This is a genomic window from Fusibacter ferrireducens, assembly GCF_015352425.1.
Lineage (GTDB): Bacteria > Bacillota > Clostridia > Peptostreptococcales > Acidaminobacteraceae > Fusibacter_A > Fusibacter_A ferrireducens.
In genome coordinates, this window is the sequence record NZ_JADKNH010000014.1 from 45,229 (window position 1) to 61,739 (window position 16,511).

Annotated in this window: 13 protein-coding genes and 5 tRNA genes; 16 read left to right on the top strand and 2 right to left on the bottom strand. The window is 38.7% G+C overall.

Features of this window, described 5'->3' with window-relative positions; all coding sequences use genetic code 11:
- The first annotated feature begins 59 nt into the window (after window positions 1-59).
- From ISU02_RS19225 to ISU02_RS19260, 8 genes are all read left to right on the top strand, one after another.
- Window positions 60-662 carry an XTP/dITP diphosphatase gene (locus ISU02_RS19225; protein ID WP_194703478.1) on the top strand — a complete coding sequence of 201 codons (603 nt, stop codon included), beginning with the start codon at window positions 60-62 and terminating at the stop codon, window positions 660-662.
- 8 nt (window positions 663-670) lie between these two features.
- Window positions 671-1,147, top strand: a complete 477-nt coding sequence (locus ISU02_RS19230) for a metallophosphoesterase family protein (RefSeq protein WP_194703479.1) — start codon at window positions 671-673, stop codon at window positions 1,145-1,147.
- A gap of 157 nt (window positions 1,148-1,304) precedes the next feature.
- A tRNA-Pro gene (locus tag ISU02_RS19235) sits at window positions 1,305-1,381 on the top strand.
- Window positions 1,382-1,386: 5 nt separating this feature from the next.
- Window positions 1,387-1,463 (top strand) — tRNA-Arg (locus ISU02_RS19240).
- 36 nt (window positions 1,464-1,499) lie between these two features.
- A tRNA-His gene (locus tag ISU02_RS19245) sits at window positions 1,500-1,575 on the top strand.
- Between the two features lie 7 nt (window positions 1,576-1,582).
- Window positions 1,583-1,657, top strand: a tRNA-Gln gene (locus tag ISU02_RS19250).
- Between the two features lie 4 nt (window positions 1,658-1,661).
- A tRNA-Lys gene (locus ISU02_RS19255) sits at window positions 1,662-1,737 on the top strand.
- A gap of 95 nt (window positions 1,738-1,832) precedes the next feature.
- Window positions 1,833-2,960 carry an ABC transporter substrate-binding protein gene (locus ISU02_RS19260; protein ID WP_194703480.1) on the top strand — a complete coding sequence of 376 codons (1,128 nt, stop codon included), beginning with the start codon at window positions 1,833-1,835 and terminating at the stop codon, window positions 2,958-2,960.
- 96 nt (window positions 2,961-3,056) lie between these two features.
- Here ISU02_RS19260 and argH read toward each other — a convergent pair whose 3' ends face one another.
- Both argH and ISU02_RS19270 read right to left on the bottom strand, forming a co-directional pair.
- A complete protein-coding gene (gene argH, locus ISU02_RS19265) occupies window positions 3,057-4,490 on the bottom strand; it encodes an argininosuccinate lyase (protein ID WP_194703481.1) in 1,434 nt (477 codons plus the stop codon).
- Window positions 4,491-4,594: 104 nt separating this feature from the next.
- Entirely contained in the window at window positions 4,595-5,857 is a 1,263-nt protein-coding gene (locus ISU02_RS19270) for an argininosuccinate synthase (protein ID WP_194703482.1), read from the bottom strand.
- Between the two features lie 280 nt (window positions 5,858-6,137).
- Between ISU02_RS19270 and argJ the strand changes: the two genes are divergently transcribed.
- The 8 genes from argJ (at window position 6,138) to ISU02_RS19310 (ending at window position 16,511) form a co-directional block, all read left to right on the top strand.
- Entirely contained in the window at window positions 6,138-7,361 is a 1,224-nt protein-coding gene (gene argJ / locus ISU02_RS19275; RefSeq protein WP_194703483.1) for a bifunctional ornithine acetyltransferase/N-acetylglutamate synthase, read from the top strand.
- Window positions 7,361-8,203 carry an acetylglutamate kinase gene (gene argB, locus ISU02_RS19280; protein ID WP_194703484.1) on the top strand — a complete coding sequence of 281 codons (843 nt, stop codon included), beginning with the start codon at window positions 7,361-7,363 and terminating at the stop codon, window positions 8,201-8,203. The genes argJ and argB overlap by 1 nt, the downstream gene beginning before the upstream one ends.
- A 26-nt stretch (window positions 8,204-8,229) precedes the next feature.
- On the top strand, window positions 8,230-9,477 hold the full coding sequence (locus ISU02_RS19285) for an aspartate aminotransferase family protein (protein WP_228727890.1): 1,248 nt from the start codon (window positions 8,230-8,232) through the stop codon (window positions 9,475-9,477).
- A 190-nt stretch (window positions 9,478-9,667) separates the two neighbouring features.
- Window positions 9,668-11,134: a sodium:solute symporter family protein gene (locus ISU02_RS19290; protein WP_194703485.1), complete on the top strand. Its 1,467-nt coding sequence runs from the start codon at window positions 9,668-9,670 to the stop codon at window positions 11,132-11,134.
- On the top strand, window positions 11,124-12,875 hold the full coding sequence (locus tag ISU02_RS19295) for a sensor histidine kinase (RefSeq protein WP_194703486.1): 1,752 nt from the start codon (window positions 11,124-11,126) through the stop codon (window positions 12,873-12,875). The genes ISU02_RS19290 and ISU02_RS19295 overlap by 11 nt, the downstream gene beginning before the upstream one ends.
- The gene (locus ISU02_RS19300) at window positions 12,868-14,259 is read left to right on the top strand and encodes a sigma-54-dependent transcriptional regulator (RefSeq protein ID WP_194703487.1); all 1,392 of its coding nucleotides are present in this window, start codon (window positions 12,868-12,870) and stop codon (window positions 14,257-14,259) included. Before ISU02_RS19295 ends, ISU02_RS19300 begins: the two co-directional genes overlap by 8 nt.
- Window positions 14,260-14,473: 214 nt before the next feature.
- The gene (locus tag ISU02_RS19305) at window positions 14,474-15,229 is read left to right on the top strand and encodes a LamB/YcsF family protein (protein ID WP_194703554.1); all 756 of its coding nucleotides are present in this window, start codon (window positions 14,474-14,476) and stop codon (window positions 15,227-15,229) included.
- Window positions 15,230-15,275: 46 nt separating this feature from the next.
- The gene (locus ISU02_RS19310; RefSeq protein ID WP_194703488.1) at window positions 15,276-16,511 is read left to right on the top strand and encodes an NRAMP family divalent metal transporter; all 1,236 of its coding nucleotides are present in this window, start codon (window positions 15,276-15,278) and stop codon (window positions 16,509-16,511) included.

Below are 16,511 nucleotides of genomic sequence, written 5' to 3' on the forward strand. Positions count from 1 at the left end.
CTAAATGCTCTTTTTTGAGCTAAGGCTAATTAGAAAAAATGAATTGAGGAGATCAAATAATGAAACAAAGTGCGATACTGGCTTCAAGTAATAAGCATAAGCTTGAAGAAATTCAAAAAATATTGAGTGCATTCGATTTTGAACTTTTGACATTGGCAGAAGTGGGTCTTGGAGATCTTGAGATTATAGAAGATGGTGAAACTTTTGAAGAAAACTCTTATATTAAAGCTAAAGCTGTCATGGATTTAAAACATATGGTGACGATTGCAGACGATTCTGGCCTTGAAGTGGACTATCTTCACGGAGCGCCTGGCGTCTATTCAGCAAGATATGCTGGAGAACATGTGAGTTATGAAGATAATAATAAGAAGTTGTTAAAGGCACTTGAAGGCGTCTCTAGAGCGCAGAGAACAGCTCGATTCGTCACTGTAATCACCATGCTCTTTGAAAATGGCGATAAAATTGTTGCTAGGGGTGAAGTGTCGGGTATAATCGAAACAGAAATAAAGGGCAATGGTGGTTTTGGCTATGATCCGTTGTTTTACGTTCCTGAAATTGGAAAGACGTTTGCAGAATGTACAGCTGAAGAAAAAAATAAAATAAGCCATAGAGCCAATGCACTTATTCAGCTAAAAGCACTTTTAAAAGAGAGACAAATTTAGGTGATGCTATGAAAATTTGCGTATTCAGCGATACTCATGGTCATATTTCTCAAATCAAAGATCGGCTCATACATCTGGATCAAGAAGTGGATGCCTTTTGGTTTTTAGGTGATTATGCGAAGGATTGCAAGGTGTTAAAAAAAGTGTTGAAAAAAAAGATTTCCATTGTGAGAGGCAATTGTGATTTCAACTCTCATGAACCTGAAGAGCAAATCTTAGAGGTAGAAGGCAAACGCGTCCTGTTGACACATGGACATCACTATAATGTCAAAAACACTTTGACGACTCTTTATCTTAAGGCTAAGTCCAGTGAAGTGGATTTGGTTTGCTTTGGACATACGCATATGGCCTTATATGAAAAAGAGGGGGGCGTTGTCTTTTTCAATCCTGGTAGCCCCACAAGTCCAAGAGGGCGAATTCATCCTTCCTTGGGCGTGGTAACCATTGATAAGGAAAGTATTTTGTGTGATCATATATGGCTCTAATAGAGGCTATTCTATCCGTTGAAATGACAAGCGCTTAGATTGTCTGTATCTATGTAAAGTAATTGTAATTTTCTGATTAATGCAACATTAAAAAAGTTTTGAAAAGGTGTTGACGTTTTATATAGAGTCATGTATAATAAAATTCGTCAGTGACCGACGGGGTGTAGCGCAGTTTGGTAGCGCATTTGGTTTGGGACCAAAGGGCCGCGGGTTCAAATCCTGCCACCCCGACCATTGACGCGTTCGTAGCTCAACTGGATAGAGCACCGCCCTTCTAAGGCGGGGGTTAGGGGTTCGAGTCCCTTCGGACGCACCATTCGAAGTAAAAGAGTAATATTGCTCTGTAAACGTGGCGATTGTAGTCAAGTGGTTAAGACACAGGATTGTGGCTCCTGCATGCATGGGTTCGAACCCCATCAGTCGCCCCACATTTATTGGGGATTCGCCAAGCGGTAAGGCACCGGACTTTGACTCCGTTATGCACAGGTTCAAATCCTGTATCCCCAGCCAACTTGGTCCATTAGCTCAGTCGGTAGAGCATCTGACTTTTAATCAGGGTGTCCCGCGTTCGAGTCGCGGATGGATCACCATTTATTAAACCAGTTGATTGATTACAATCTTCTGGTTTTTGTGTTGTTCTATATTTTTTAAAAGTGAATAAAGTTATGAAGAGAGGCAAATGAATATGAAGCAAAAAAGATTTAAAATGAAAGGGTTCTACTTGCTAGTCATGGTAGCTATCTTGATGAGCACGGGATGCCAACGTACAGAGTCTATAAAAATTGGCGTGGTTGCCATTTTATCGGGTGAGAACTCTAAGCTTTCAAGTTCCAGTATCAATGGACTTGACATTGCAATTGATGAGATTAATCAATCTGGCGGCATTGATGGACGACAGATAGAGCTTGCAATCAAGGATACTGAAGGTCAAGATGAAAAAGCGATAAAGGTAAATGAAGCTTTTGTTGATGAGGATGTCAAAATTGTTTTTGGGCCATTTACAAGTGGCATGGTGACAAAATCTATTGATTATATCAATAGTAAAGATATGCTTGTCATTGGACCTACTGCAAGTGCAGATAGCCTTGAGGGAAGGGATGATCATTACATCCGATTTATAGGCTCAGCGAGAAATGAAGCCATTGCATTATCAGATGCAGCTGTAAAACTTAATGATAAATCATTTGTGGTGATCTACGACGATGTCAATAAAGGTTTTGCAGACGAACTGGCTCAAGATTTTAAAGCCGAAATAATGGCTAAAACAGACGGAGATGCAACGCTTGTGGCGATTGATCCTCAAAAATTAGAGACACTTGAGGTTGCTATGGCCAAGGTTAGAGAGTTAAAACCAGATGCTGTTTTATTTGCCACAAGTGAAAGAGAAAGCGCTGGCATGGCAGAGAAAATAAAAGTAATGAGTCCGGAGATTCAACTCTATAATTCTATGTGGGCGAATACGAATGAGCTGATCAAATTGGGTTCTAGTTATGTGGAGGATATGATTGTGGTTAGTGATATTAACCCAAATGGGCCATCTGAAGCGTATATAAACTTTAAATCGACCTACATGGAAAGGTTTGGTGAAGAACCTGATTTTGCAGCAGTGTACAGTTATGATGCTATGAAGGCGTTGATTGAAGCAATGTCAACTGCTGAAAGTTTAGAACCTATGGTGATTAAAGATAAAATTTTGGAGATATCTCGTTACGATGGACTCCATGGACTCTATTCTATAGATGCTTATGGTGATGCATGGAGAGAATATAATGTCTTTAAGATAGAAGAGGGCAACCTCGTTCCCTTGAAATAAGGGATATGGAATGTAATAAAAGGCGTCTTCTCAAGTGATCTTTTGATCTTTTGAGAAGACGCCTTCTTTTAAGTTTTAGCCATTAAAAGTTTCTTGCTATTTCAGTGCATTGAGTAGTGCAATAGGGGAGACATAATTTTTGCGCATCTCTTTTTTTGCATTAAGCCATGACTGAACTCGATCTAAATGCGCCGTACACGCAGAAGGTGCTGGACCGCCCACATGCGCTTTAGAAGCGATTATTTGCTCGAGTTTAATGGTTTCATATAGGTCTTGGTCAAACACCTCAGAGAAACTCTGATACATTTCCAAAGTGATGTCCTTAAGTGCCAATTTTGAGTTAGAAGCATAACCTACAATTTGTCCGATAATGTGGTGACTGTCTCTAAAACTGACGCCTTTTTTGACGAGATAATCTGCGAGATCGGTGGCCTCAGTGTAGCCCTTTAAAGTTGCCTCATACATAACTTCTTTATTAAACTTAGCAGTGATAAGTGTTTCGCCAAGAATCTCCATCACATCAAGCATTTGTTCTGCTGTACTCATAAAGAGTTCTTTATCTTCTTGCATGTCTTTGTTATATGCAAGTGGAATACCTTTCATGACCGTTAAAAGCTGAATGAGATTACCATAAGTTCTGCCGGTCTTACCTCGGATCAGCTCATGAATATCTGGATTCTTTTTCTGTGGCATGATGCTGCTACCTGTTGTGTATGCATCGTCTAGATCAATGAAATTATAAAGTTGAGAGTTCCACAAGATGATTTCTTCACAAAGTCTGCTTAAATGCATCATAAAAGTACTTGAAGCACTTAAGCTGTCCAGAAGATAATCCCTGTCAGAAACCGCATCTAGACTGTTTAATGTCATGCGCTTGAATCCCAGTTTTTCCATTGTATATTGTCTGTCGATCGGATAGCTTGTAGATGCTAAAGCGCCAGCACCCAAAGGCATTTCATCCATTCTCTCCAGTGCATCCTCAAAACGAGAATAATCCCTTTTGAGCATCTCCACATAGGCCAGAAGGTGATGTGCCAGTGTTATGGGCTGAGCTTGTTGTAAATGCGTGAAGCCAGGCATAATGGTTTCCAAATTGGCACTGGCAATTTGACTGATCTTCTCAATAAGAGATGTTAGGGCATCCAGCATTGAGATTAGCCAATCTTTAGTGTAGAGTTTCATATCCAGTGCAACTTGATCATTTCGACTTCTACCCGTGTGCAATTTCTTGCCAGCTTCACCAATCATATCGATAAGATAAGCTTCGATGTTCATATGAATATCTTCTTGGGATATTTTGAACTCAAATTGATCGGTTTCAATCAGATGATAAATTGCCATTAGACCATTTTGGACCTTAGTGGCTTCATCAGTGGAAACAATACCTTGCTTTGCAAGCATTTCAACGTGATAATAACTGCCGAGGATGTCATAAGGTGAAAGCTTGTAGTCAAAGCCAATTGACGCATTGAAATTTTCAGTTAATAAAGCGGTCGATTTAGAAAATCGACCGTTCCATAATTTGTCCATAAATATTTATCCTTGTCTGCATTTTTTAATTCACTTCAATTATATCACATAATCCTATAGCATATTTTCATAACATATATCTATATTCTATATCGTTTTTCATATTATCTGATTTCTTGATTGCCTCTATCTGGATCTGGGAATGCTGCTTTTTTAACTTCTCCTTCTGCTCTCTTCATTAAAGCTCGTACAGTCATAGGGAGACCATAGAGATTGATGAAACCTTCTGCATCATGATGATTGTACAAGTCACCTGTTGTGAAGCTGGAAATCGAAGCATTGTAAAGAGCGTAAGCAGATGTGGTGCCAGCAAGCGTACAATTGCCTTTATAGAGTTTCATTTTAACGCTACCAGTAACGGTTTCCTGAGTGCTGTCTACAAATTGAGAGAGCGCTTCTCTAAGTGGACTAAACCACTGACCATTGTAAAGCAAATCTGCAAACTTTTCCGCTACAATAGATTTAAAACTGTAGGTGTCCCTGTCAAGGCAAATGTGTTCCAATGCTTCGTGAGCTTTATAAAGCAGCGTACCACCTGGTGTTTCGTAAATGCCTCTTGATTTCATGCCTACGATTCTGTTCTCTATTAAGTCCACAGTCCCAATGGCATGTGTACCACCTATTTTATTAAGTGTTTCCATGATTTCCAGTGCGTTCATACTGACGCCGTTGACTTTAACAGGAATACCCGCTTCAAAATCAATGGTGAGGTATTCTGGCGTATCAGGTGCATCTTCTGGGACATTAGACATTTTAAGAATTTTTTTATAATCCGTTTCCATAGTAGGATCTTCAATTTCAAGACCTTCATGTGATAAATGCCAAATGTTTTTATCTCTTGAATAACTTTGTTCAGCTGTAAAAGGTAAATTAATACCTCTTGCATGGCAATATTCTATTGCATCTTCTCTAGATTTGATGTCCCAAAGTCTCCAAGGTGCTACTATTTTTAAGTCAGGATTCAAAGCTTTAATTGCAAGCTCAAACCTTACTTGATCATTTCCTTTTCCTGTGGCACCGTGGCAGATCGCCTCAGCACCTTCTAATTCTGCTATATCTACAAGGACTTTTGCAATCAATGGCCTTGCCATACACGTCCCGAGCAAATATTGATTTTCATAGATTGCGTTTGCTTTAAGTGTAGGCCAAATGTAAGATTCAATAAACTCTTCAACAACATCTTTAACGTAGACCTTAGATGCTCCCGATTGAATTGCTTTTGCTTCTAAATTATCGAGTTCATCAATGCCTTGACCAACATTTACGCAAACGGCGATAATTTCATAATCATAATTTTCTTTTAGCCATGGGATGATTGTTGTGGTATCTAAACCACCTGAGTAGGCTAAAACAACTTTTTTCGCCATAAGCGCCTCCTTTAAAATTTAATAGTTCATACGCATGATTATACAATTAATTTAATATAGATGCAACATTTTTTTAAAAAAATATTGCAAAAATATTCATAGATATGTATAATGATCAGAAATAATCAAAATATTTTAGAATACCTACTGGTAATACGGTATGAAACTGTATAAGGAGTTGAGAATGATGAGGCGAAGGTGTTTGAAATCAATTAGAATAATCATGCAATAATAATGCATAAATCGTGTATAAAACGAATAATTATTAAGGAGGAGTAGCATGTTCAAAGAGGTAAAGGGTCATATTAACACACCTAAAGGATTTCTAGCGGGTGGGTTACATGCTGGCATAAAGAAGAAGAAGAAGGATTTGGCGCTGATTTACACAGAAGCACCAGCGAACTTAGCAGGTGTTTTCACGACGAATCAGGTGAAGGCAGCACCGGTTTTATGGAATCAAGAGATACTTCATCAAGGTAAGGCTGTTCATGCAGTAGTGATAAATAGTGGCAATGCCAACGCTTGTACAGGTGTAAAGGGCATCTCGGATAATGCTCAAATGGCAAAATGCGTAGCCGAAAAATTGGATTGTGATGCTGAAGAGGTGCTTGTTGCCTCAACGGGTATTATTGGGTTGCCTTTGCCGATGGATGTCGTGGAAGAGGGCATAAAAACATTAGCAGGCAAAATCACATCTAAGAGCTTGTGTGGTAAAAATGCAGCTGAAGCTATTATGACAACGGATACATTTTCTAAAGAGGTCTGTGTCGAAGTGATGATCAAAGGTGAAAAAATCACAATTTCTGGTATGTCAAAGGGTTCTGGGATGATTCATCCCAACATGGCGACGATGTTGTCTTTTGTCACTACAGATGCAAATGTGGCAGCTGAAGATTTGCAAGCTCTATTAGCCGAAATCAATGAAGATACCTATAATATGATTTCGGTAGATGGGGATACAAGCACAAATGATATGGTTATTGTACTTGCAAATGGAGCAGCTATGTCAGAAAAGTTGACAAAGGATGATCCGGATTTCAGCACGTTTAAAAAAGCGTTTCTCTATGTGCATCAAACATTGGCGAAACTCATCGTTAAAGATGGTGAAGGTGCGAGCAAGCTCATTGAAGTAACGGTGACAGGCGCTGAGTCCACAAAAGATGCAAAGAAAATTGTGAAATCCGTGTTAACTTCAAGTTTAGTAAAAACTGCTTTTTTTGGAGAAGATGCCAACTGGGGTAGAATATTATGTGCAGCAGGTTATGCAGGTGTCAATTTTGATCCTTTAAAAGTGGGATTGTCCTTCTCTAGTGATAAAGGATCTCTTGAATTATTAAGTGCTGGAGAACCTGTGGCTTTTAGTGAAGCATTGGCATCAGAAGTGCTATCGGAAAAAGAAATTTATGTACACTTATCGCTTGGAACAGGACATGCCAAAGCAGTGGGTTGGGGTTGTGATTTGAGTTATGAATACGTCAAAATTAATGGAGATTATAGAACCTGATGGAAAAGTATATAGATAAAGCTAGAATTCTTATAGAGGCATTGCCTTATATTCACGAATTTAAAGGCAAGATATTCGTTATAAAATACGGTGGCAGTGCAATGAAAGATCCACTGCTTAGACAAAATGTCATCATGGACATCTGTTTATTGGCATCGGTGGGGATTTTGCCCGTGATTGTTCATGGTGGCGGTAATGATATCACTAAACTCTTAGATGAAGTGGGACAAGAGACCACATTTCACAATGGTATAAGATTGACGAATGATGATAATGTGGATTATGTGGAAATGATGCTATCCGGTAAAATCAATAAGCAGATTGTGGCAGATATCAATTTTAGTCATGGCCTTGCTGTGGGAATATCTGGTAGAGATGGCTGCCTTGTAAAGGCAGAACTCTTTGATGCCGAAAATGCTTCTATGGATCGTGTCGGAAAGATTTGCAGTATCGAAACGGCTCTTATTGAGACCCTTTTAAATGCAGGTTATATTCCTGTCATATCTCCTATTGGCACCGATTCTAATGGCAAAGCGCTTAATATCAATGCCGATGAAGTTGCAGGAGAGATTGCAAATGCCTTGTGTGCGGAAAAACTAATCTATTTAACGGATGTGGATGGCGTTTTTGAAAATGATAAATTGATCAGTCAAATCAACGCCAAAGAAGCCTCTGATCTCATTGAAAAGGGTGTAATATCAGGTGGGATGATCCCCAAAGTTTCTTATTGTATCCAATCAAATGTGGACAATGTCCATATCTTAAATGGAACTTTGGAACATTCTATTCTTCTTGAAATTTTCACTCAGGAAGGAATTGGAACGAAAGTCATAAAGGCTTAAACTTAGTGAGGATAAAGGTGGGTATAATGGATAAGACAATTAATGGTGAAAAGATAGAATCAACAGTGCTCTTTGAGGGTACTGAAATGATGGAAAAAATCGATCAAGGTGCCTCTGCAATTGCAAATACCTATGGTAGATTTCCAATATGTTTTGAATCGGGTGAAGGCTTGTATTTAAAAGATACAGCAGGTAAAGTTTATTTGGATTTTGTGGCAGGTATAGCGGTTAACCTTTTGGGGCATGGCGACAAACAGTATGCTGAGGTTCTTAAAAAACAGGCAGAATCACTTGTTCATGTTTCTAATCTATATTGGAATGCACAGAATATTAAATTGGCACAAACGTTGACCTCTGTGTCGGGATTGGACAAAGCTTTTTTTTGCAATAGTGGGGCAGAAGCCAATGAAGCGGCATTAAAATTTGCGCGTATATACGGTGAAAATGAAAAGTACGAGATCATTACTATGAGCAACTCATTTCATGGCAGAACCATGGGCGCCCTTGCTCTAACAGGTCAGACGAAATATCAAGCTTCGTTTTCACCACTGTTACCAGGTGTGAAGTATGTGCCATTTAATGATTCAGAAGCTTTAAAAAGTACAATTGGGGATCAAACGGTTGCCATTATGGTAGAAGTGATTCAGGGTGAAGGTGGCATTGTTGAAATCACACCTGAATTTGCAAAAACGATTTCAGAATTGTGTGTGGAAAAGAATTTGCTTTTAATCGTTGATGAGGTACAAACTGGAATTGGCAGAACAGGTCAGTATTTTGGATATCAAAATTACGGTCTTAAACCCGATGTGGTCTCATGTGCAAAAGGTCTTGGCGGCGGTTTTCCAATAGGGGCGACTTTGGTCAGCGAAAAGGTGGCTCAGAAATTGACGCCAAGCTGTCATGCCTCAACATTTGGAGGTACAGCGCTTGCCTCTGCGGCTTCAAATTACGTGCTTGGAGAAATTGAATCTCGTCATTTGCTTGATAATGTCAATGAAATGGGACAGTATTTACAAGAACAGCTTTTGACTATACAAAGCCAATTTGATGTTATAAAAGCGGTTAAGGGTAAAGGCCTGATACAAGGGATTGAAATTGATGATACGCTACCAACGAGTAAAATCGTAAACAGCGCCATTGAAAAAGGCCTTTTGTTAGTGGGTGCAGGACATCAAGTTATTCGATTCGTACCGCCACTGATTGTGGAACAAAAGCACATTGATGAGATGATTGGTATTTTAAAAAGTGTGCTTGAAGCACTGAGTTCAAATTAATAAGATCTCAGTGCAGGGCTTTAACGGGCCGTACATGGATTCAATTAAATATTTAGAGATGACAAGTGCGCAGTCATTTAATCTATCCTGAGTGATGAGATTAAATGACTGTCTTTTTTTTTGACAATTGATATATCCTCACAATTATAATATATTAAGGTTACAAATCAGAATTGTCATAGGGGGGGAAATGCCAAGATCATATGTCTTTTTAGGTTTCTTTTTCTTTTATTCAATTGCTCTGTTGTATTTTGGAAAAACAGGCTACAGCGAGTCCGAGACCATTGATGATTTTTTCATCGGAGGAAGGAAAATGGGCTTATTTGCGCTTGTTTCTACTTTTGTTGCGACTTGGTTTAGTGCAGCTTCAATGCAAGGCCTTCCTGGGTCCATTTATGTCTATGGGTTTACCATTGTGCTCTATTCTATCATACCTTGGATTATCGGTGCAGGATTTCTCTATTTGCTGACGCCAAAGCTGAGAGCAAGTGGCGCAGTCAGTATTCCAGATTATTTTAACAAGCGATATCAGAGCAAGGTTTTACAAGTGTCCACTGGGCTTTTAATCATATTCAATTTTGTCTTGTATATTGTCATTCAAATTAGAGGGTTTGGGATTGTTATATCAGAGTTCTTAGAAATTCCTTATACACTGGCGATTGTCATCGTCTATATTTTTATTCTCTACACTACATTTGGAGGGCTCTTGTCCTTGGCAAAGAGTGATGGGTTTAATTTCATCGTCATTTGTATAGGTATTTTTTTGGGCACATGGATTATTATATTTCGAATGGACAGTTTGTCAGCGTTTATAAATCAAGCCAATGAAGTGGAAGGACATGCCATTGAAGGTTTTCTTTATTACACGCCAAAGGCATCACTTCTAAAACCATTGGCAGGAGGAGCAATGACTCTTATCAGTTTAGTTTCCGCTTTTTTCGCATGGGGTCTTGGACTGGCAACAAATCCTCAATACACGGTGAGAATTATAGCTGCAAAGGATACGAAGACGGCACTTGAAATGATTAAAAGATCTGTTGTGATCCTCTGTTTTACTTATATTGGAATTATCATTATAGGGCTTGGCATGCGCGTTATTATGCCTTCAATAAAGTCGGTGGACTCGATTGATTCTGTTTTAACGGTTGTGATCAGCAGTATGTTTTCTACGCCAATCAGTGGTATAGTCATGCTTGCCATTATGGCGGCAGCGATTTCCACTGCAAACTCTCAATTGCTGGTGGCGGCAAGTAGTTTTATCTATGATGTCTTTGGGATTGTCTCTAAAAAGCAGAGAAGCAGTGATGTCCTGTTGATGATCAGTAGAATGGTTGTTTTAATCGTTGGCAGCTTATCTTTAATACTTGCAATCTCGCCTCCTGAAAGTCTTTTAATCTATGGGGGCTATATATGGGGTGTCTTTTCTGTGACTTTATTGATGCCACTTTATGGTGGCTTATTTTGGCGTGATGCCACAACTAAAGGCGCCATTTGGAGTATGATTTCAGGCATGACGACGATGATCCTCTTCTATGTGATCACCTATAACTCAGAGCGTATTTTTAAAATCCATCCTTCCATGCCAGGCGTTATAGTGTCTGCATTAGTCTTTTATTTAGTGAGTTTACAGGGGCGTGTAAAAGCAAATGAAAATTAGTATAGAAAATAAAATCTCAATTCCTTTTTTAACTCTTTTTATCGTTTCATTGACAATCGTCTTATGGTCTTCGTTTCAATTCGATTACAATTATGTGATGAGCAGTCAATATAGACAAATGGATGAAAAATTAAAAGAGGTGGAAATGAATCTTAATTTAAGACGTCAGGGTACTGGTCAGTTGGAATCTCCAGATTATCTTAAAGAGCAAATGATTCGTGATCTTCAATGTATTTATCCGGGAGATCTTCTCATTTATGAAAAAGGGGTTCTTCTTATGGGAGATGACTCTTTTTTAAAACGTGATGATATCGAAAAACTCAATACCCCTTTTAATAATTATGATCATTTGACAGCGTCTTCATATCTACTTGTATCTAAGTACTTGGAAACAATGGATTGGTCTCTGGTTGTCCTAGTAGATAAAAGGGAACTTATGTCGTATTTTTATGAATCCTATAAATACAATATCTTGATTGGCATCATATTTTTAACTCTAGCGCTTCAGTTTACCATTATGGTCTCTGCAAACATCACAAAACCGTTGAGAGTTCTTTCCAAGTTCTGTGATCAAATATCTGGAGGCGATTACAATAGACGGATTGAATTAAAGCGTAAAGATGAGATCGGTAAATTGGCTGAAGCTTTAAATCAAATGCTCGAACAACTTGATGCCTCCATGACGGAATTGATTTATGTAAAAAATTATAATCAGGATATTTTAAATAATATTGAAAACGGCATTATCACGTATGATGCTCATGAAGAACAGATTTCTAAAAATCCGTTTGCAGCAATGATTGAGACTCAATTAGAGAATTATAATTTCGAAGGACATTCTTTCGAAAAGAGTCTTAAGGCCATTATCCAAAGAACAAAAGAACAAAACTTGAGTCAATATCAGCTTTATCGATTTACACATGAAGATGGGGATGTAAAATTCATCGATGTAAATACATCTATTATGCGAAGTGGTGAGCAAGCAATTGGTGGTTATATTTGCAGTTTTAAAGATATTTCCGAGCAAAAAAAGGTTGAAAGTAGGATACAGAGATTGGAACGTCTTGCCTCCACTGGCAGACTTGCCGCGGGTGTCGCACATGAAATCAGAAATCCACTGGCTGGGATGAGAGCCAGTATTCAAGTGCTCAACAAGAGACTCAAAAGTGACCTCACTGGTAAAAATGAAATGATGTTTTTGAGATTGATCCAAGAAATTGATCGAATCAATAAATTGATTTTTGACTTGCTTGAATACGCAAAACGCTATAAAGCAGAGCCAAAATGCTTAAACTTGTATTCGAAACTAAACGAATTGTTGGATTTAATTGAGAGTGAATTACAGTCGAGGCATATTCAATTTTCTATGGAAAATTTAAAGACAGACACGATGATCTTTGTGGATTCAGTGCAATTTAGCCAAATCGTACTCAATATTTTGAAAAATGCAATTGAAGCGTCGCCAAGTGAGAACGGAAAAATTGTGATTGAGATCACTGAAAGCGAGTTCAGTGTCATATTAAAAATTACGGATAATGGGTCAGGCATATCTGAAGAGGCACTGGATAAAATTTTCGATCCATTTTTCACAACTAAAAGTGAAGGGACGGGTTTAGGACTATCCATCGTTCATGAATTGATCGTTGAAAATGAGGGCGAAATTGATGTTAAAAGCAATGAGCATGAAGGGACTGAGGTTATGCTAAAGTTTAAAAAGGGGAGTGAACTCATATATGGATAGAAGAATCATGATTGTAGATGATGAAGCCTCAATCAGAATTTCACTTGAGGAAGGTCTAAGTGATTTGGGGTATTCTATACGCGCAGTAAAATCTTTAAAAGAGGCAGATGCTGAAATTCAAAAATACCATCCTCATTTGATCCTTCTGGATATTCGTTTAAAGGATGGCAATGGCATCGACTACATAGATGCCATTCAAGCAATGGACGAAGAAATTAAGATTATTGTTATGACGGCCTATGGCGATATTCAAAATGCAGTTTTAGCCATGAAAAAAGGTGCCTTTGAATTTGTGACGAAGCCCTTTGATCTAGATGAAATGGAAATTCATATTGAACGTGTTTTTGAAACGATCAATACCAATCGAAAACTAAAGATATTTGAAGAACAGCATGAAAAAGATAAGATAAGAGATACTATTTTAACTCAAGATGATCAGATGAAATCACTTTTAGTTCGTGCAAAGAAAATAGCACTAGAGGATAGTGTGACAGTACTTGTAACAGGTGAAACCGGTACTGGAAAAGAGCTGATGGGTGATTATATTCACAGGCATAGCCTGAGAAGTCATATGCCTATGGTGAAAATAAATTGTGCTTCTATTCCTAGAGATCTCTTTGAAAGCGAACTCTTTGGACATGAAAAAAATGCTTTTACAGGAGCAGGTCAGCTCAAAAAGGGATTGATAGAAATTGCTGATGGGGGGACTGTTTTCTTAGATGAAATAGGTGAGATTCCATTAAATCAGCAAGCGAAGCTCCTACGGTTTTTAGAAGAGCGAAAGATCAAACGGGTGGGTGGCGTGCAAAATATTGATGTCAATGTGCGCGTCATAGCAGCTACGAACCGAAACCTTTTAAAAATGGTGCATCAGGGGACTTTTAGAGCTGACCTATATTACCGAATAAACGTCGTTCCAATTGAAGTGATGCCCTTGCGCGATAGACCCTCTGATATTATGTATCTTGCAGAACATTTTAAAAGTTTTTATAACCATAAGTTCAACAAGAACATTTCAGGGTTTACGGAGCCAACTTTAAAGAAAATGAATCAGTATAAATGGCCGGGCAATATAAGAGAGCTCAAAAATTTAGTCGAACGTGCGTGTATTATCCATGATGAAGGCGAGCTCACGCTTGCGGATTTTTCAAATTATGATGAAGAAAAGATCTCTTCGAGTCAAAGATATTCTTTTGATTTTTTAAAGGATATTGAGATGGGAAGACCCATCGACTTACCAGAGCATCTCATTCAGTTAGAAAATGAATGTATTGATCATGCCTTAGATATTTGTAATGGCAATCAGTCTAAGGCTGCTGAACTTTTGAATATAAGCCGTTTTTCGTTAAAACGGCGCCTTGAGAAACAATCTACTATCCTATGAAGTGCTTTTCAAAAGCGCTTCATACAGAAACGAATAGAAGCTATATGCGAAACGAACTTTTAAAACAGGCATGAATCCAAATAGAGAAAGAGCGAATTCACTCAGTGCTGAGCGAATTCGCTCTATTTTTATGCTGAGAAAAACGATAAAAGGGCTGAAAAAGCTAAACAGTTTTCTGGCATAGGGCTTGCGTATTATCAGTGCAGGAGGTGAAATAATGAAAATTGATATTAACAGTGACTTGGGAGAAAGTTTTGGAAATTATACCTTGGGAATGGATGCGGCATTATTATCTTTGATCAGTTCGGCAAATATTGCCTGTGGATGGCATGCAGGAGATGCCAATGTTATGGCGCAAACGGTAAGAGATGCGTTAGAAAACAATGTAGCGATTGGCTGTCATCCAGGGTTTCCAGATCTTTTAGGATTTGGAAGAAGAACCATTCAAGTGTCACCACAGGAACTTAAGAATTATGTCAAATATCAGATTGGGGCACTGAATGCATTTGTGACTTCAGAGGGCGGAGTGCTTAAACATGTTAAACCGCATGGTGCCATGTACAATATGGCGGCAAGAGATGAAAAACTAGCTCACGCAATTGCTGAGGCCATTTATGAAATCAATCCTGAAATGAAATTGATGGGGCTTTCTGGAAGTCAAATGATCACAAGTGCGCAAAGGCTAGGACTTAAGACAATCAGCGAGGTCTTTGCAGATCGTGCTTATTTATCTGACGGTTCACTAGTGCCTAGAAGTCAAAAGGGTGCTGTGATTCATGATCGTGAAAAAGCGATTGAACAAGTTATGCAAATGGTTAAGACACAAACTGTGACTGCACTTTCAGGGGAGAAAATTGAGATTGAAGCAGATTCTATTTGCGTTCATGGGGATAACCAAAAGGCTATTGAATTTGTTATGGGAATCCGCAAGCACCTGATTGGAGAAGGTATTCAAATTAAAGCAGTATAAGCGACTAAATGTGAATTTAAATTACTTTTTATAGGGGGAATAGTAAATGATTGAAGAAAATGCAATAAAGACGAAAAATGAAAACAGAAAGAAAAGCAAGGGCAATATGAGTGCGCTTTTAGGTGCCGCATTTATCATGGCAACATCTGCGATAGGCCCTGGTTTTTTAACACAAACGGCAACTTTTACACAGCAATTTGCTGCCAGTTTTGCCTTTGTCATATTGCTTTCTATCATTTTAGATATTGGCGCTCAAGTAAATGTTTGGAGTATTATTGGCGTTTCAGGGATGAGGGGACAAGATATTGCGAATAGAATCTTACCGGGATTGGGTCATTTTGTTGCGATCTTGGTTGCACTGGGCGGCTTGGCATTTAACATCGGAAATGTGGGCGGTGCGGCTCTTGGCCTCAATGTCTTAACGGGATTAGATATCAAGCTCTGTGCCGTCATTGGTGGTGCTGTAGGTTTGGCTATATTTATAAGCAAAGATGCAGGGCCAATGATTGATAAAATCACTAAGATTTTAGGTCTTATGATGATTTTAATCGTAGGTTATATGGCGGTTATTACACATCCGCCAGTAGGAGAAACGATTTTCAGAGCCTTTGTACCTGAAAATCCAAAGGGACTTGTTTTTCCGACGATTACCTTGCTGGGTGGAACTGTAGGAGGGTATATCACATTTGCAGGTGGGCACAGATTAATAGATGCAGGAATTACTGGAAAAGGCAATTTGAAAGAGATTCGAAAAGGTGCTATTATGGGGATTGTGATTGCATCGGTTATGCGCGTCTTATTATTCTTAGCCATTTTAGGGGTTGTGGTCAAAGGGCTTCAACTTGATCCATCAAATCCAGCGGCTTCAGCATTCCAACATGGAGCGGGTATGATAGGCTATAAATTTTTTGGATTAGTATTGGTGGCAGCGGGACTGACATCGGTAATTGGAGCAGCATATACTTCTGTTTCTTTTTTAAAAACCTTGCATCCTTCAATCCAGAAGTTTGAGAGATATTGGATTATTGGCTTTATTGCAGCTTCTACTCTGATCATGGCTGTAATTGGAAAACCAGCAAAACTGCTTATTCTGGCTGGATCTCTAAATGGTCTGATTTTACCGATTACAATAGGTGTAATTCTCTTTGCTTCAACTCGAAAAGATATCGTTGGGGATTATAAACATCCCAAATGGCTCTTGGTATTTGGATTTGCCATTGTACTAATTGCCGCTTACGCGGGCATCATGTCACTTTCAAAATTACAAATGCTTGTACATTAA

What these genes read in the sequence shown, in the direction of transcription:
- ISU02_RS19230 (WP_194703479.1), top strand. Translation starts at nt 671, where the DNA reads ATGAAAATTTGCGTATTCAGCGATACTCATGGTCATATTTCTCAAATC.
- argJ (WP_194703483.1), top strand. Translation starts at nt 6,138, where the DNA reads ATGTTCAAAGAGGTAAAGGGTCATATTAACACACCTAAAGGATTTCTA.
- ISU02_RS19310 (WP_194703488.1), top strand. Translation starts at nt 15,276, where the DNA reads ATGATTGAAGAAAATGCAATAAAGACGAAAAATGAAAACAGAAAGAAA.
- argB (WP_194703484.1), top strand. Translation starts at nt 7,361, where the DNA reads ATGGAAAAGTATATAGATAAAGCTAGAATTCTTATAGAGGCATTGCCT.
- ISU02_RS19290 (WP_194703485.1), top strand. Translation starts at nt 9,668, where the DNA reads ATGCCAAGATCATATGTCTTTTTAGGTTTCTTTTTCTTTTATTCAATT.
- ISU02_RS19270 (WP_194703482.1), bottom strand. Translation starts at nt 5,857, where the DNA reads ATGGCGAAAAAAGTTGTTTTAGCCTACTCAGGTGGTTTAGATACCACA.
- argH (WP_194703481.1), bottom strand. Translation starts at nt 4,490, where the DNA reads ATGGACAAATTATGGAACGGTCGATTTTCTAAATCGACCGCTTTATTA.
- ISU02_RS19225 (WP_194703478.1), top strand. Translation starts at nt 60, where the DNA reads ATGAAACAAAGTGCGATACTGGCTTCAAGTAATAAGCATAAGCTTGAA.
- ISU02_RS19300 (WP_194703487.1), top strand. Translation starts at nt 12,868, where the DNA reads ATGGATAGAAGAATCATGATTGTAGATGATGAAGCCTCAATCAGAATT.
- ISU02_RS19285 (WP_228727890.1), top strand. Translation starts at nt 8,230, where the DNA reads ATGGATAAGACAATTAATGGTGAAAAGATAGAATCAACAGTGCTCTTT.
- ISU02_RS19260 (WP_194703480.1), top strand. Translation starts at nt 1,833, where the DNA reads ATGAAGCAAAAAAGATTTAAAATGAAAGGGTTCTACTTGCTAGTCATG.
- ISU02_RS19295 (WP_194703486.1), top strand. Translation starts at nt 11,124, where the DNA reads ATGAAAATTAGTATAGAAAATAAAATCTCAATTCCTTTTTTAACTCTT.